General features: G+C 44.2%; 14 protein-coding genes, 1 tRNA gene and 3 pseudogenes. 12 read left to right on the top strand and 6 right to left on the bottom strand.

Going from position 1 to position 15,404, the window contains the following annotated elements; genetic code table 11:
- The first annotated feature begins 30 nt into the window (after positions 1–30).
- Both nusG and rplK read left to right on the top strand, forming a co-directional pair.
- Positions 31–588 carry a transcription termination/antitermination factor NusG gene (gene nusG, locus IPJ70_02395; protein ID QQR82115.1) on the top strand — a complete coding sequence of 186 codons (558 nt, stop codon included), beginning with the start codon at positions 31–33 and terminating at the stop codon, positions 586–588.
- 107 nt (positions 589–695) lie between these two features.
- Positions 696–1,115: a 50S ribosomal protein L11 gene (gene rplK / locus IPJ70_02390; GenBank protein QQR82114.1), complete on the top strand. Its 420-nt coding sequence runs from the start codon at positions 696–698 to the stop codon at positions 1,113–1,115.
- Between the two features lie 65 nt (positions 1,116–1,180).
- Here the strand turns inward: rplK and IPJ70_02385 are convergent, their stop codons facing one another.
- Genes IPJ70_02385 through IPJ70_02375 form a run of 3 tightly spaced genes read right to left on the bottom strand, consistent with a single transcriptional unit; the run spans position 1,181 to position 3,154 of the window.
- Positions 1,181–1,666, bottom strand: coding sequence for a dihydrofolate reductase (locus IPJ70_02385; GenBank protein QQR82113.1), 486 nt, complete (start codon positions 1,664–1,666; stop codon positions 1,181–1,183).
- Complete coding sequence (gene dcd, locus IPJ70_02380; GenBank protein QQR82919.1) at positions 1,650–2,336, bottom strand: dCTP deaminase; 687 nt, start codon at positions 2,334–2,336, stop codon at positions 1,650–1,652. The genes IPJ70_02385 and dcd overlap by 17 nt, the downstream gene beginning before the upstream one ends.
- The gene (locus IPJ70_02375; protein QQR82112.1) at positions 2,318–3,154 is read right to left on the bottom strand and encodes a thymidylate synthase; all 837 of its coding nucleotides are present in this window, start codon (positions 3,152–3,154) and stop codon (positions 2,318–2,320) included. The genes dcd and IPJ70_02375 overlap by 19 nt, the downstream gene beginning before the upstream one ends.
- A gap of 45 nt (positions 3,155–3,199) precedes the next feature.
- On the opposite strand from IPJ70_02375, the gene IPJ70_02370 reads away from it, so the two are divergent.
- From IPJ70_02370 to IPJ70_02330, 9 genes and pseudogenes are all read left to right on the top strand, one after another.
- Positions 3,200–3,706 carry a hypothetical protein gene (locus IPJ70_02370; GenBank protein QQR82111.1) on the top strand — a complete coding sequence of 169 codons (507 nt, stop codon included), beginning with the start codon at positions 3,200–3,202 and terminating at the stop codon, positions 3,704–3,706.
- Positions 3,707–3,714: 8 nt separating this feature from the next.
- Positions 3,715–4,299: a hypothetical protein gene (locus IPJ70_02365; GenBank protein ID QQR82110.1), complete on the top strand. Its 585-nt coding sequence runs from the start codon at positions 3,715–3,717 to the stop codon at positions 4,297–4,299.
- 5 nt (positions 4,300–4,304) lie between these two features.
- Positions 4,305–5,564 (top strand): serine hydroxymethyltransferase, encoded by a 1,260-nt coding sequence (locus IPJ70_02360; protein ID QQR82109.1) that lies wholly within the window; start codon positions 4,305–4,307, stop codon positions 5,562–5,564.
- Between the two features lie 361 nt (positions 5,565–5,925).
- Complete coding sequence (gene argS / locus IPJ70_02355; protein ID QQR82108.1) at positions 5,926–7,605, top strand: arginine--tRNA ligase; 1,680 nt, start codon at positions 5,926–5,928, stop codon at positions 7,603–7,605.
- Between the two features lie 57 nt (positions 7,606–7,662).
- Complete coding sequence (locus tag IPJ70_02350; GenBank protein ID QQR82107.1) at positions 7,663–9,015, top strand: class I tRNA ligase family protein; 1,353 nt, start codon at positions 7,663–7,665, stop codon at positions 9,013–9,015.
- Positions 8,955–9,131: pseudogene (locus IPJ70_02345) on the top strand (class I tRNA ligase family protein). Before IPJ70_02350 ends, IPJ70_02345 begins: the two are co-directional and overlap by 61 nt.
- 54 nt (positions 9,132–9,185) lie before the next feature.
- Entirely contained in the window at positions 9,186–11,132 is a 1,947-nt protein-coding gene (locus IPJ70_02340; GenBank protein QQR82106.1) for a class I tRNA ligase family protein, read from the top strand.
- A gap of 128 nt (positions 11,133–11,260) precedes the next feature.
- Positions 11,261–11,662 (top strand): recombination protein O N-terminal domain-containing protein, encoded by a 402-nt coding sequence (locus IPJ70_02335; protein ID QQR82105.1) that lies wholly within the window; start codon positions 11,261–11,263, stop codon positions 11,660–11,662.
- A gap of 320 nt (positions 11,663–11,982) precedes the next feature.
- A complete protein-coding gene (locus tag IPJ70_02330) occupies positions 11,983–12,828 on the top strand; it encodes a hypothetical protein (protein ID QQR82104.1) in 846 nt (281 codons plus the stop codon).
- 44 nt (positions 12,829–12,872) lie between these two features.
- On the opposite strand, the gene IPJ70_02325 is transcribed toward IPJ70_02330, so the two are convergent.
- The gene (locus IPJ70_02325; protein QQR82103.1) at positions 12,873–13,574 is read right to left on the bottom strand and encodes an A/G-specific adenine glycosylase; all 702 of its coding nucleotides are present in this window, start codon (positions 13,572–13,574) and stop codon (positions 12,873–12,875) included.
- Positions 13,575–13,781: 207 nt separating this feature from the next.
- Between IPJ70_02325 and IPJ70_02320 the strand changes: the two genes are divergently transcribed.
- A tRNA-Ser gene (locus tag IPJ70_02320) sits at positions 13,782–13,871 on the top strand.
- A 542-nt stretch (positions 13,872–14,413) separates the two neighbouring features.
- Here IPJ70_02320 and IPJ70_02315 read toward each other — a convergent pair.
- A pseudogene (locus tag IPJ70_02315) lies at positions 14,414–14,737 on the bottom strand (zinc ribbon domain-containing protein).
- A 207-nt stretch (positions 14,738–14,944) separates the two neighbouring features.
- Positions 14,945–15,400: pseudogene (locus tag IPJ70_02310) on the bottom strand (recombinase family protein).
- Positions 15,401–15,404: the final 4 nt, after the last annotated feature.

Here is a 15,404-nt window from a genome sequence, read left to right as displayed (position 1 = left end):
AAACACATTGCCAACTTTTCACATAACACTATGAATCAACAAAAAGTTCAAAAGCAACACGACCAAGGACGTAACTGGTATGCCATTCACACGTACGCTGGATACGAGGATGCCGTGGTGCGCAACCTCAAACAGCGAGTGGAATCTCTTGGTATGGAGGATAAAATTTTTAACGTGCTTGTTCCTACTGAGAAAAAAATAAAAGTAAAACGTGGCAAGCGTGTTGAAGAAGAAGAGAAGGTGTACCCAGGATACATTCTTGTGGATATGATTGTGACAGATGATTCATGGTACGTGGTTCGTAACACACCTCGCGTGACTGGTTTCGTTGGTTCGGGTGTGCAACCGGTTCCACTCAAACAAGATGAAATTGATGAGCTCTTTGGTCGCATGAAGGCAGATATGCCAATGCACCTTATTGATTTTGAACAGGATGATCGACTCATTATTGTTGATGGTCCATTTAAAGATTTTGAAGGACGTGTGTCTGAAGTTGATCGTCAGCGTGGAAAGGTAAAAATCCTTGTGTCCATGTTTGGACGCGAAACGCCGGTTGAATTGGACTTCTTACAGGTCAAAAAAATATAATGAGGGAGGGCTTGAAAAAGCCCAAAAATACTGTAGTATTCTCTCGTTACGCTTTCGGTTTTATCTCTAGATTCATAGCTTCCCGAGTCTGGAAATCACATAATTATATGGCCAAAAAAATACTTAAAACACTTAAATTACAGATTGCCGGAGGTGCGGCAACACCTGCGCCACCACTTGGACCTGCACTTGGTCAAGCTGGAGTGAACATCGGTGACTTTGTTACTAAGTTCAACGCAGCGACACAGGCAATGCGAGGTGAGACGGTATCAGTTGTGCTTACGGTTTTTGAAGACAGAAGTTATGACTTCGTTCTCAAGAGTCCACCCGCTTCAAGTTTGCTTATTAAGGCAGCGGGAGTAGAGAAGGGTTCAGGAAACCCTCTCAAACCAGTTGGTTCAGTAACGAAAGCACAGGTCCGCGAAATTGCAGAACGCAAAATGGCAGACCTCAACGCACACGACATCGACGCAGCAATGAAAATCATCGAAGGAAGTGCCCGAAGTATGGGAATTACCGTAAAATAATTTTTCAAACCCCATTCTTTTAATAAAACACCCTCCAACATGGATGGTGTTTTATTTTTCCAATATTACAAATGAATACGGCGGGGTATTTTCAAGATGTCTTTCCTCAAAGATTTTTTTGTGAACGTAGAATAATCTGGAAAAAATACATCACCTTGTGTATCAGAATCAACAAGTGTCAGGTACAGCCGAGAACTTTTAGACAACGCCTCTTCATATACACGTGCTCCACCGATAATAAATATTTCCGTCCTTTCGTTTTTTTGTGCGACATCGAGCGCTTCATTGAACGTATGTACAACGAGTGCACCGGAAGCACTGTAGGCAGTGTTTTTTGTGATAACGATATTGGTACGCTCTGGAAGCGGTCTGAACTTTTCTGGTATAGATTCCCACGTCTTTCGGCCCATGATGACAGTGTGGCCAATGGTGAGTGTCTTAAAACGTCTCATGTCTTCTGGAATACGCCACAAAAGTGCACCGTCTTTGCCAAGTGCATGGGTTGTTTTTCCTATGGCTGCAATGATGCTTATCTTACTCTGATTCATCATGGGCATAACCCTTTATAACAGGGAACGTTTCTTTAAGTTTTTTAATCTCACCCGTTTTAATAAGATCAACTTCTTGCATTTCTTCAGACGCGGTACCTTCAATAATGTCACGTTGATGGTATCGGCTTTTACGCGGGGTAACTCTTTCAGTGAGTGATTCAAATACAACCTGACAAAAACGCTCTCCTGGATACAGGCGAATTACTTGCGAGCGGGTATTGTTTCGTACTGGAATAGTAAGTTGTCCTTCGTATCCCGCATCGATGATGCCCGTCAAATCAACCGACATACCTTTTCTATTTGTTGAAGAGCGTGGATAAAGAACGGCCATTAAATCATCAGGAACTTTAATACTTTCGAAACTCGATACTAACACATGTTCTTGAGGAAGTAGTTCAAAGTACTGGCCCTTTTCAAGTTCGATGACATCAAAGTATCGCGCGTCGTATTTTTCCGCCAAGGGATCAATGAGTAGTGCCTCGCGTCCTTTTGGTGTCATACGTGAGGATTTTGGTACAAGAAACGTAAAACCGAGTCGTAGATCAACCGAATGCGCTTGTAACTGGAAAGTATCTAGGTGTGGACTAAAAACAATCTCACCTTTTTTTATTTTCTCAATAATTTCTTTTGGATAAGTACTGACATAGATGGTTATAATACTATATGTAATCCAGTAATGGGAGGTTGTGGTGTGTACTGTTCGGAGAACATGTTGGCGATTTCCTCTACAAGTGTTACATCTTTTTTTTCGGCTCGTTCAAATGTTTTTTGAGGAAGAGTACATGAGATCTGTTTATGATTTGTTGGTCGCTTAAGCATCTCGTACGCACCGTCATAGTGAGTATCATATACGTGTGCGTTAGAGATGCTGTGTGAGTACACACCGACACGCACATTGAGTCGTTGCGCAAGAATGCATTGAAGTAGTGCAAACCCTGCCACGTCATGGGGAAAGCCAAGCAACATATCATTTGAACGAACCATATTATGTAGGTTTAACCTACCGCCGATGATATTTACCGTGAACGTATACGGGCAGGGCAGATTTGCTTTTTGCGTTCCGCCGAGACCATCTTGTGCAGGATCCCACGTAACAATAACTCCATGACGAGAACTGGGGTCTTTTTCTAAGAGTTCAACAAGAAGACTAAGCTGATCTCTGCCAAAGTGTTTTCTCCAACGATATCCATAGGCAACAGTAACAACATTTCCTGGGTTCGTAAAATCATCCCAAATATGCGTAAATGTTCCAAGAAAATCTTCAGGTTTTCTGCTACCTGATATAAACCAAACTTGTTCAGCAATAAAAAGTTTTATAGGTATCTTTCTGAGCGTAAGGAGTGGAAATCCATCTTTTTCTACATCTAACACAAAGCTAACCCCTGGTAATGCTCGTGTTTCGTGTCCAGTTCTAGCATTTAATTCGGGAACCCCCCTTGTCATAATCTGGGAGAGTGTGTCTTTATAGATTTCATCAAAACGAGACATGCAGACATACTATCTCGAAATCACTTCTTTTGCTACGATGACAGTATGGAAAAAATAGCGTACCCATATATGCCAAAAAACAGGGAATTCGAATACGTTTCTTTGTCAAATTCATATATGCAGATTGCCAAACTTTTTGCTTTTTCGCAGTCACTTGACGCGGTTATGCCGAATGCGAGTATTCTTGTGAAAAATAATACGATTATAGGTTTTGGAGCAAATGGAAGCGAGTATCATAAAAGTCACGAATGTGAGCGAGTAAAACAAAACATTCCAACAGGACAAGGGTATGAACTCTGTGAAGGGTGTCACCCAAAAAATCACAGTGAACAACGCGCTCTTGCAGATGCTCGGGCAAAAGGTAATGATATCGCAGGAGCAACTCTGTATTTGTGGGGGCATTGGTGGTGTTGTGAGCCATGTTGGAATGTAATGATTGATGGGGGTATTGAGAAAGTCTGCATTTTAGAAAGGAGTGAGAAGTTTTTTAATAAAAATAACCCAGAGAATAGTGTTGGACATCAGTTTGACGATTTTTTCTCGAAAAAATAAAAACATTTATGCGTGGAAAACTCATCGCCTTATACGGCATCAACAATCTTGGAAAAACAACACAGGCGCGTGTGCTCGTTGAGCATTTAACGCGCGAAGGGAAGCAGGCACACTATCTTAAATACCCATTGTATGAACTTCCACCGTCAGGTCCAATGATTAACGCGTATCTTCGAAATGGAAATCCACACAACTTATCTGCACGTGAGTTTCAAATTTTGCAAATTCTTAATAGAACACAATACGACAGCGTATTACGTGACCGTATTGAAAGTGGCGAATGGATTGTAGTTGAAGATTATATTGGAACGGGAATAGCTTGGGGGGTTGGAGCAGGTGTTGATGAAGCATTTCTTCAGGAACTCAACAGCCACTTGCTCTCGGAAGATCTCTGTGTGTTCATGGATGGTGAACGATTCCTTGATGGAAAGGAAGAAGGACACAAACACGAAAGCGATGATGTATTGATGCAGAAAGTTCGTTCGGTGCATCATGCTCTGGCTGAGAAACGTGGCTGGTTTATGGTGGACGCAAATGACTCGCGAGAAAAAGTGGAAGAAGCAATTTGGAAACATGTTAAACGTTTACTCTAAATCCTATGTCATATATTAAAAAACAAGACGAAGAAATATATCAAATTCTTCAAGGAGAAGAACAACGGCAAGTGGAAGGGCTTGAGCTTATTCCGTCTGAAAATTATGTCTCTCGCGCGGTTCGTGAGGCACTCTCATCAGTAATGACAAATAAGTATTCGGAAGGATATCCGGGTAAGCGGTACTACGGTGGTCAAGAATTTACTGATCAGATAGAAGTGTTGGCGATTGAGCGTGCAAAAAAATTATTTGGTGCAGGTTTTGTAAATGTACAACCACTTTCTGGCGCCCCAGCAAACATTGCAACGTACTTTGCGCTTCTTGAACCAGGTGACACTGTTCTCGGAATGGATTTGTCGCACGGAGGTCATTTAACACATGGACATCCTGTGACAGCAATCACAAAAATTTTTAAATTTGTACGATACGGAATGAAGAATGTTGAAACGGGTGAAATTGATTACGATGCACTGCGTGAAACTGCACTCAAAGAAAAACCAAAAATGTTGCTCGCTGGATACTCGGCATATTCGCGTGAGTTGGATTATGAAAAATTTGTTTCGATTGCTCGAGAAGTTGGTGCGCTTGCTGTGATGGATGTTGCACACATTGCGGGGCTCATTGCGGGGAAGGCGGTGAAGAATCCATTTGATTTTGGTTTTGATGTGATGACGACAACAACACATAAAACATTACGTGGTCCGCGTGGTGGGATGATTTTGATACGAGATAATGAAGAGATTGCAAAAAAGATAGATAAAATGGTCTTTCCTGGGTTACAGGGTGGCCCACATATGAACGTGATCGCAGCAAAGGCGGTTGCATTTGGCGAAGCACTGTCGCCAAAGTTTTCTATCTATGCACAACAGGTTGTGCAAAATGCGCAGGCAATGGCAGATGTGTTTTTGAAAGAAAATATTCGGTTGATAGGTGGGGGGACATCCAATCATCTTATTCTTGCGGATGTGTTTGGTTCGCTTGGTGTAACAGGTGACGAAGCGCAGCGCGCACTCGATGAAGTGGGTATTACTGTAAATAAAAATGTCATTGCTGATGACACGCGCAAACCTCTTGATCCGTCAGGGATTCGATTCGGCACGCCCGCAATCACAACGCGCACGTTTTCAGAAGAAGAGTGTCGATTTGTTGCAGAGCGTATGATTACTGTTTTGAAACATCACACAGATACAAACGTAAAAGAAAAAGTACACAAGGAAATACAAGATCTTGCAGAACGCTTTCCCGTACCTGAGTCGTTTGTATAATCAAAAAGTTTGTTAGAAGACAAAACCGCCCAGAGCATATTCTGCTCGGGCGGTGTACGGATTACTCGTTCATAGGCGCTTTTTTTGAGGGTGTTGTTGGTGTGCCGGTAATATCAGATACCCAACGACGTTGAGATCTGTGTGTGCGTGGGCACATTTTGTGCACTCATATGACCATTTTGCTCTGGACGGTGCGTAGCACTTGATTTGTGCACCGCATTTACGACACACTCTTCCGGGAACGATAATCCCAGGAGTTAGCATTGCGTTTCCTCCATTTGTTTTTGAGAACATGGTCTAACCGAGAGCATACGCCAGAATGTATTTCTGTCAATTGCGGGCGAGATGATACAATACACATGTGCTTGAAAAAGCGTTGATACAAAAAATTACAGATGCATGTGAAGCGCTCGGATATCCTCCAGCCGTGGTTGTTTTAGAACGTCCAGCTGAAATGGCGCATGGTGATTTTGCGTGTACTGTGGCACTTGCACTTGCGAAACAGGTTGGTGAAAATCCTCGTGCGGTAGCAGAAAAAATTGTGCAACATCTGTTGAGCGCACAGGTAGAGGGAGTTGAAAAAATTGAAGTGGCGGGCCCGGGGTTCATTAATTTCACACTTTCACGTGATTTTTTTGTACACGAATTAGAAACTATTTTAAAACAAGGGACTGCGTACGGAACGAATGAAACATTTTCTGGAAAAACAATCATGGTTGAGTACACACAACCAAATCCATTCAAACCATTTCATATTGGACACTTGATGAGTAACACCATTGGTGAAACGCTTACGCGTATTTTTGAAAATGCGGGAGCGCGCGTTATTCGCGCAAATTACCAAGGTGATGTTGGGTTACATGTTGCAAAAGCGTTGTGGGGCATGATGAAACGAAATGTTGATCCGACAGATATTCCTGAAATTGGAAAAGCATACGCGTATGGACATGAGATGTATGAGACAGATGAGACTGCACAAAAAGAAATTGTGGAAATAAATAAAAAAGTGTACACACACGACACGAGTGTTGAGGATATGTACCAGAAAGGGCGAGAAGCATCGCTCAAGGCGTTTGAGGAAATATACGCACTGTTGGGGACACGCTTCGATGAATACTTTTTTGAGAGTCAAACACTTGAAGCGGGAAGAGCATTAGTCGAAGAAGGTTTAGAAAAAGGAATTTTTCAAAAAAGTGAAGGTGCAATTGTGTTTCCGGGAGAGGTGCACGGACTCCATACTCGTGTCTTTATTACAAAAGAAGGAGTGCTTACGTATGAAGGGAAGGAGCTCGGGCTTGCGGTGCTTAAAATGGACCGATGTACATTTGATGAAAGTATTACTATTACCGCTGTCGAGCAAGAACAATACTTTAACGTCGTATTCAAAGCTCTTGAACTGCTTCGTCCAGAATTTACAGGACGATTCAAACACATACATCACGGCATGATGGTGTTGACGACAGGAAAGATGTCATCACGAAAAGGAAATGTAATTACTGGTGAGTCGCTCTTGCAAGATATGATACATCGCGCGCAGGAAAAGGTGAGTGAGCGAGGAGTTGGTACGACAGACGCAATCGCGAATGCGGTTGCGGTCGGTGCTATTAAGTACATGGTACTGAAACAGGGAACAGAAAAAAATAGCACGTTTGATCCAGAGCGATCATTGTCGTTTGAAGGTGATTCAGGTCCGTATATTCAGTACACGCTTGTGCGTGCAAAATCTATTTTACAGAAGGCGGCTGAGGCGCACATTGTCGGATCGTGTGATGGAGAGCGCCCGGAACTTTCTGATTTCGAACGCATGGTGTCTCGATTCCCTGAAAAAACACTCCTCGCGCTCCGTGGGTATGCTCCGCAGTATATTTCGCAATATGTAACTGAACTTTCGGGTGCATTTAACGCATGGTACGCGCAAGAGAAAATTGTTGACACAAACAATCCGCATGCACCTTACAAAGTTGCTCTGACAAAGACGCTTTCCACAGTGCTTGAAAATGGCCTCCACATACTCGGCATTTCAACTCCTGAAAAGATGTAACAGGTGTCACCTGCGCGGACGTTTTAAAAGGTCGTTTTTTTTGCTAGTATGGGTAGTATGGAACAGACAGAATACGAGAAAAGTGATGTAGCAAAAGGCGAAGAGGCAATCTTACGAGAGTGGAAAGAGAAAGATATTTTTCAAAAAACACTCGCAAAGGATTCTCCTGAAGGTGAATTTGTATTTTACGAAGGTCCGCCAACAGCAAACGGTCGTCCAGGAATTCACCACCTTATCTCGCGTGCCTTTAAAGATGTTATTCCTCGTTACAAGACGATGTGTGGTTTTCATGTGCGCCGAAAAGCGGGCTGGGATACACACGGGCTTCCTGTTGAGATTGAAGTTGAAAAACAGCTTGGTCTGACCTCAAAAAAACAAATTGAAGAATATGGTATTGATCGATTCAATCAAAAGTGTAAAGAGAGCGTGTGGAAGTACATTGATGAGTGGCAAGAATTTACACAGCGCATTGGGTACTGGGTTGATTTGAATGATGCCTACATTCCATACACCTCAAGTTACATGGAGTCGTTGTGGAATATTGTTGCGCATGTGCACAAGCGAGAACTTCTCTATAAGGATTACAAAGTGCTCCCGTGGTGTCCGCGTTGTGGGACAGCACTTTCAAGCCATGAGCTCGCGCAGGGATATGAAGATGTAAAAGATATTTCGGTGTATGTGAAGTTTGCACTTGTAGGAGAAGAAAATACATACTTACTTGCATGGACGACAACGCCGTGGACACTTCTTGGAAACGTTGGTCTTGCTATTGGAGAAAAAATTTCGTATGTAAAAGTTTCTCATGGTGGTGAATTTTTGTGGCTTGGAAGGGATCGACTTTCTGTGTTGGGTGAAGGGTATGAAGTTGTTGAAGAATGTTTAGGTGAAGCACTTATTGGTCTTACGTACGAACCACTTTTTCCATTTTTGAACACGCTTATTTCTGGCCCTGAAAAAGAAAAAATGCAGAATGCGTACAAGGTGTACTCTGCGGATTTTGTGACGACAACAGACGGTACAGGTATTGTGCACACTGCGGTGATGTACGGACAGGAAGATTTTGAATTGGGAAACAAGGTTGGATTGCCGAAGTGGCATCTTGTAGATGAGACGGGGCATTTTGTACAAGGCACAGGGCTCTATGAAGGACTCTTTGTGCGTGATGAATCAACTGCCGTTGAAGTTATTAAAGATTTGGCAGGACGAAATCTTTTATTTAAGAAAGAAAAATTTGAACACACATACCCACACTGTTGGCGCTGTCATACGGCACTTATCTACTATGCGCGGGATTCGTGGTACATTCGCATGTCGGAGTTGCGTGATGAATTAGTTAAGGAAAATAAAAAATTCATTGGGTACCAGAACATATTAAAGAAGGACGTTTTGGTGAATGGCTTCGTGAGGTAAAAGATTGGGCGTTTTCTCGTGATAGGTACTGGGGAACTCCATTACCTGTCTGGAATTGTGAGCACTGTCATCACACGGAAGTCGTATCATCTATTGAACATCTCAAAAAGATTACAAAGTCCCGTGGAAATACATTTACGTTTGTTCGGCACGGAGAAGCGCAGAATAATGTGTTAGACACTGCGAGTGCAGATCCAAATGGACCAGATCACATAACGGAGAAAGGAAAAGAGCAGGTTGTGCACGCAAGTAAAAAAATTCAGAAAGAAAAAGTGACGACACTATACACGTCGCCATTTGTGCGAACTCGTGAGACGGCAAATATTCTTGCACAAGAGCTCGGTATATCTCCGGATGCCATTGTTGTTGATGAGCGATTGCGAGAGCTCGGGTATGGTGATTTTAATGGCAAACAACACAAAGAAGTGTTTGCGTTTAGAAAAGCGAATGGATATAGATATACTGATGCGCTTCCTAATGGGGAAAGTTATGCAGATGCTCGACGACGTTTTGCAGAGTTTTTGTATGACATTGATAGTCGGCATGAGGATGAACACATTATTGTTGTCACTCACGGAATCGGTTTTTCTACTGTTCTAGCAATTTTGGAAGGTGCAGATGATGCGCGTGCTGAGCGTATTATGGCAACAACACCACTTGAACTTGCACACGTGCTTGAATTTGGCTTTGTACCACTTCCACACAATGACACCTTTGATATTGATTTACACAAGCCATACATCGATGAGGTAGAGGTGACGTGTCCAAAATGTACTGCACGCATGAAGCGTACTCCTGAAGTGATGGACGTATGGTTTGATTCAGGCGCTATGCCATTTGCACAAGATCACTATCCTTTTGAAAATAAAGAATGGATTGATGGGCAAGGATATCCTGCGCAGTACATTTCTGAAGCAATTGATCAGACGCGCGGGTGGTTTTACACACTGCATGCTGTGGGTGCTCTCATGGGGAAAGGGCGCGCATTTGAAAATGTTATTTGCCTTGGACACATTTTGGATGCAAAAGGTAAAAAGATGAGTAAGTCGATTGGTAACGTGGTGAATCCATGGGAGGCAATAGCAAAATACGGAGTTGATGTCATTCGTTTTTGGATGTATTCCGTGAATCAACCAGGTGATTCAAAAAACTTTGATGAAAAAACAGTTGATGAGGTATCAAAAAAAGTATTTACGATTACTCGCAATGTGGTGAAGTTCTATGAGATGTACAAGGATGAAGCTCCAGTCTCCAGTCTCCAGTCTCCAGTCTCCAAACGTGTTCTTGATGTGTGGATTTTGACGCGACTCAATGAGCTTGTTGCTGATGTAACGCAAGGTCTTGAGACGTACCATGTTTTTGAACCTACGCGTGCAATTCGAGATTTTGTTCAGGATCTTTCTACGTGGTACATTCGCCGTTCACGAGAGAGATTTAAGTCAGAAAATGTTGAGGATAGGGAACAGGCACTTGCAACGACACACCATGTACTGAAAACACTTGCTCAGATACTGGCACCATTTGCACCGTTCTTTGCTGAAGAAATATATACTTCCATTGGCGGTGAGTTAGAAAGCGTGCACTTGGAGACGTGGCCAAAAGCAGATACTGGAATATTTGGTCATGAATCAAAGAAGGAAAAAGAGATTGTAAAAAACATGCAGAAAACACGAGATGTTGCGTCGCGGGCTCTTGAGGCACGTATGACAGCAGGAGTAAAAGTGCGTCAGCCACTCGCATCGCTGACACTTCGAGGTGGAAATCTTACGCTACAAAAGTTTCCAGAACTTGTTGCGTTGATTTCCGATGAAGTAAATGTAAAAGAAGTCTTTTTCAAAGAGGACGCAGGTTGGGATGTTGAGCTTGATACCGTGGTGACGCCTGAATTGCAGAAAGAAGGAAGTGTCCGTGATTTGATGCGTGCTATTCAAGATTTTAGAAAAACAGTAGGATTGACTGCGTCAGATGCTCCGGCACTTTCTGTTGTTACAAACGAAGACGGAAAAAAACTTATTGAGGAATACAAAGAAGCACTCATGAAGACAACAAATCTTACAGATCTCTCTGTTTCCATTGGAGACACTGGGGAGGAATCCTATATTTTCAATATACACTAAGCACGAATATCGAAGCACGAAACTCGAAACAAGCAAGAATATGCGAATGTTCAAAATGTTTAAAACTTTAAGACTTAGGATTTTGAATTTGGTTCGAATTTCGATATTCGTATTTCGAATTTAGTTTTATGTATTCCAAGCATCATACAAAGGCAATTGTTCTCGGCGCGTATAACGTCGGTGAGGCGAGTCGTACCTATCGTTTGTTTACCGCCGATATGGGCGTGGTGTTTGCGCGTTGTCAGTCATCACGCGAAGGACGTTCTCGTCATCGATATGGTTTGCAATTTTCTTCTGTGTCAGATGTATCGCTTGTCCGATCTCGTGATGGGTGGCGTATCACTAACGTTACGCCTGTTTCATCAATTTTTTTTGAACATGAAGATAGACAAAAAGAATGCTTGCCATTCGGGTACTCCACCTTGTTCGTCGACTTATCGTCGATGAAGAACAAGGAAGTGTTTTGTTTGATTTGGTGTGGGATGGACTCTCTGCACTCGCTGGTCCTGAGGTCACACAAGACAATATAGCTTCATTTGAAGTTCTTCTGGTATTGCGCATTCTCCATGAACTCGGTTACGTCCAAGGTGATTCTGCATATACACAACATTTGTCCCCACCGTACCACTTCTCCTCTGAGCACATTTCTTTATTTGCTCCCACACATCGTAGGGCGCTCATTGAGATTAATCGGGCTCTTGAAGCAAGCCACTTGTAATTTGTATAAGAATTACAAGCGTATTTTGACAAACAGATCTCTAGGTGTTGACAAATACGTTATTTTTGCTATACTAATATACAGAAAACACGTTTCGACACATCGTCGAACGGGAACCTAGGAGGTGGCAAAGTGAAGAGTCTGAACACGGCCCTCGTTGCTCGAGTCAACAAGAAGACCGCACAGCCTCTACTGTGGATCGTCCTCGCGCTGTTGGTGGGCTGGCCTCTGGCCTGTGCCATCGCGGCGCATGGTCAGGAGGTCAACGGCGACCAGCTCGCCATGACCACGAACCTGGTGACCGGGGTGAACATCGCTCCAGTCACGGTGCTCGAGAAGGACGATCTGTGGACGCTGGAGACCAGTTGGTCTTCGCGATCCGCGTTCAAGTCCTTCGGCTCCGTGGCGAGCGACGATCCCATCGCGGGGTTGTCGCTCACGTACGCTGACGACAACTGGGACGTGTTCCTCTTGGGTGTCAAAGCCCTCGGGACGCACGATGCCGGCGTCATGGCCCACTTCATCGATCCCATCATTCAGAGGAAGTTTTCTCTGGGTAAGTGGTCGGGGAAGGCGGGCGTAGAGATTTTTTACGCTCCGCCGTACCGAGGCGGAAAGTCCTCGACCTTCATCGGCCCGCTGGGTTCGTTCAGTCGAACACTTCGTGGTGGATGGTCAACCGAGCTCGGGTGGCAGTATGTCGGCGTTTACCATACGGCCTACGGCGACGGCGATCGTCTGTACGCGTACGGCGAGATGTCGTACGTGTACGAGAAGGGGCCGTGGGTCCTCGGGATGTCGGGTGGCGTGATCGCTTCCGACAAGGAACGATATTCAATCTACGCCAAGCCGAGTGTTTCGTATCAGGGGCGGCTGATGAAGCTGAAGCTATCGCTCCTCCGGTCGGAGAGCGACAGCCGAAGTGGGCGATTCGCCATCCCGGCGACGCCGACCGTCTCGACAATCTGGACGTTCTGACAGCAGGCCGTGTTCGGGGTTTCGACCCCGAACACGGCCTTTTCTTATATAAGAGAAATGTTTGCCCCTTTCTTTTGTATAAATCCTTCTTTTGTAAGTGCTGTAAGAGCGCCCCGTATTTCAATTGGCTTTCTTTGTATTTCAGCGAAAAGTTTTTTTTCAGAGATACTTTTTTGAGATACTAGTTTCAGTATATTTCCGCGCAACTGTCGATTAGAACCTTTAAACATTTTTTGTTTTGTGTGGTGTGTACTGCGTCGAGCAGGGTTGGGAAGTGTTTTTTTGAGATAGGAACCATAATCCATGAGCGCCCAGTACCATTCGCGTGGATTTTGTGTATCAAGTGTTTGTTCAATCAACAGTAGTAATTCTTTGTCAGATACTTTTTTTGTAGGAGAGAAAAAATGATGGATGTACACTGCTCGAATATTTGTCTCAATACATGCAATAGGTTTGTTGTATGCAAATGCCATGATCGCACCTGCGGTGTATGGTCCAATTCCAGGAAGGGAAACTAGCTCAGTATACGATGATGGAAGTTTGCCCTTGTATTTTTGTACGACTTCTTGCGTGCAGCGCTGGAGATTGAGTGCTCGGCGATTATATCCGAGACCTTGCCATGCTTGTATAACATCCGACGTTCTTGCATTTGCGAGTGTTTTGAAATTTGGGAATTGTTTCGTAAACGCTGTGTACTTTGAAACAACACGGTCTACTTGTGTTTGTTGGAGCATGATTTCCGACATAAGGATTTTGTAGGGGTCGCGTGTTTTTCTCCATGGCAATATACGGCCGTGTTGGCGGTAATAACTCCATACTGTTTTTCGAAACTTTTTTATACTCACAGCATCTCTATTCTATAGAATGAATAGGTGAATGTCTGTAGAAATAGCGTCAAAAACGTGGTACATTGTGCGAACTGGAAGGGTGGCAGAGCCTTTTCCGAGACACCTGGAGAGGTGGCAGAGCGGTCGAATGCAGCATCCTGCTAAGATGCTGACCGGGAAACTGGTCCGAGGGTTCGAATCCCTCCCTCTCCGCCAGATGTCCAAGTTAGAACCTTAGGTACGGCAAGGGTTTTTGAGGCGGTTTTAGAACCCTTGCCGCCGACTTTTGGGGGATCGAACTTGGACAATTGTAAGTCCATAAGAACATCAAAGACTGGCGTCCATATCGGCGTCAGTTTTTGATTTCTGACTGTGAACCCCTCAATGCAAAGCTTTAGTACCGTTCGCTTCTGACTAGTGCCACTCTTTTGGTACACTTCATCGGCGTGATCCGTGAAGTCGAGAAGCTCATTGAATTTCTGCACGAATTTGTCTGACTTACCCTCGAGCTCGGCCAAGCGATCTTGATACATCTCTTTCTCCTTAAGAAGCTCGTCCTGAATCTTTATAAAAACCTCTGCGTCAATGATGCGTTTTGAGCGATCCACGACAATATTACGGATCTGCTGTTGCACTCTGATCAGGTCATGCTTAATGCTTTTGCGTTCGTTTTCCTCCTGATCCATACGCTCTTTTGCGAAGTGCTGGAAGTACGCATCCAAGACCGTCTTGAACTTAGGTGGCAACTCGACTCGTGAGAGATACGCCACGACCTGCTCTTCGATAAGCTCTGATCGTGTGTACTTTCTTTCCGGACATTTGGCATCACGCCGGTGAGAGCAGTTATAGTACAGATGACCCTTTTTTACCTGACCACTCAACATAGAACCGCAGTAACCACATCGCATAAAGCCAGTAAGCGGAAAGGTGTGTTTGCGAGACCGATCGGCATAGTGATTGTGCTGGGCGATGATCTCCTGTACGTCATCAAACAGTTTCTTAGTGATGAGTGACGGGAAGTTTGCCTGATTGGTAGCTGATCGTGTTTTTATAAGACCGTAGTAGATCGAATTTTGAAGCATCCGCTCAACGCCTTTTTTTGAGACACGTTTGCCAGCCTTGCTCTTGAGACCTCGTTTTGCCAATTCGTCACCGAGTGTGTAGTAAGAAAATTTGCCTGTCGCATAAAGCTCAAACCCCAGCTTCACATATGGTGCTCGAACAGTATCCACGATCAGGGATTTGGTCTTCCGATCGTTCATATAGCCGATTGGTGCGTATCCGGGGAACCTGCCACGCTCTACGGCCTCTTTAAGACCCTTCCTGACCTCCCAGCTGATGTTCTGGGACGTCCATTGAGCGATCGATGACATGATGTTCTCGACCAGCTCTCCGGAGAAAGACTCATCAAATTGCTCGACCACCGAGATCAGTCGGACGTCGTGCTTTTTGAGCATCATCTTTATTGCGGCGTAGTCCGCAACGTTGCGACACATACGATCAAGTTTGTGCATTAAGATTGCATCGACCTTGTTATCAGTCTTTGCCCGATGAAGCATTTTCTGAAGCTGAGGACGCTCAACCGTTCGAGCTGATTCACCCTTTTCCTCGTAGATGCCATCAGGTGCAAGATTCCAACCGTGATCCATGCCGTACTTCTGACACGCTTTCACTTGAGCCGGAATACTCAATTCTCGTTCGGCCTGACGAGAGGTAGAGACACGGCCGTAAATTAAGTAGTTCATGGTT

This window comes from Candidatus Campbellbacteria bacterium (genome assembly GCA_016699465.1).
Taxonomy (GTDB): Bacteria; Patescibacteriota; Minisyncoccia; order Phycocordibacterales; family EsbW-18; genus EsbW-18.
Note: the sequence above shows the minus strand (reverse complement) of the source record. Positions and strands in the feature narration are given on the sequence as shown.

Bases quoted from the DNA above. Each gene is read 5' to 3' on its own strand.
- nusG (QQR82115.1), top strand. From the start codon at position 31: ATGAATCAACAAAAAGTTCAAAAGCAACACGACCAAGGACGTAACTGG.
- rplK (QQR82114.1), top strand. From the start codon at position 696: ATGGCCAAAAAAATACTTAAAACACTTAAATTACAGATTGCCGGAGGT.
- IPJ70_02385 (QQR82113.1), bottom strand. From the start codon at position 1,666: ATGATGAATCAGAGTAAGATAAGCATCATTGCAGCCATAGGAAAAACA.
- IPJ70_02375 (QQR82112.1), bottom strand. From the start codon at position 3,154: ATGTCTCGTTTTGATGAAATCTATAAAGACACACTCTCCCAGATTATG.
- IPJ70_02370 (QQR82111.1), top strand. From the start codon at position 3,200: ATGGAAAAAATAGCGTACCCATATATGCCAAAAAACAGGGAATTCGAA.
- IPJ70_02365 (QQR82110.1), top strand. From the start codon at position 3,715: ATGCGTGGAAAACTCATCGCCTTATACGGCATCAACAATCTTGGAAAA.
- IPJ70_02360 (QQR82109.1), top strand. From the start codon at position 4,305: ATGTCATATATTAAAAAACAAGACGAAGAAATATATCAAATTCTTCAA.
- IPJ70_02350 (QQR82107.1), top strand. From the start codon at position 7,663: ATGGAACAGACAGAATACGAGAAAAGTGATGTAGCAAAAGGCGAAGAG.
- IPJ70_02335 (QQR82105.1), top strand. From the start codon at position 11,261: ATGTATTCCAAGCATCATACAAAGGCAATTGTTCTCGGCGCGTATAAC.
- IPJ70_02325 (QQR82103.1), bottom strand. From the start codon at position 13,574: ATGTCGGAAATCATGCTCCAACAAACACAAGTAGACCGTGTTGTTTCA.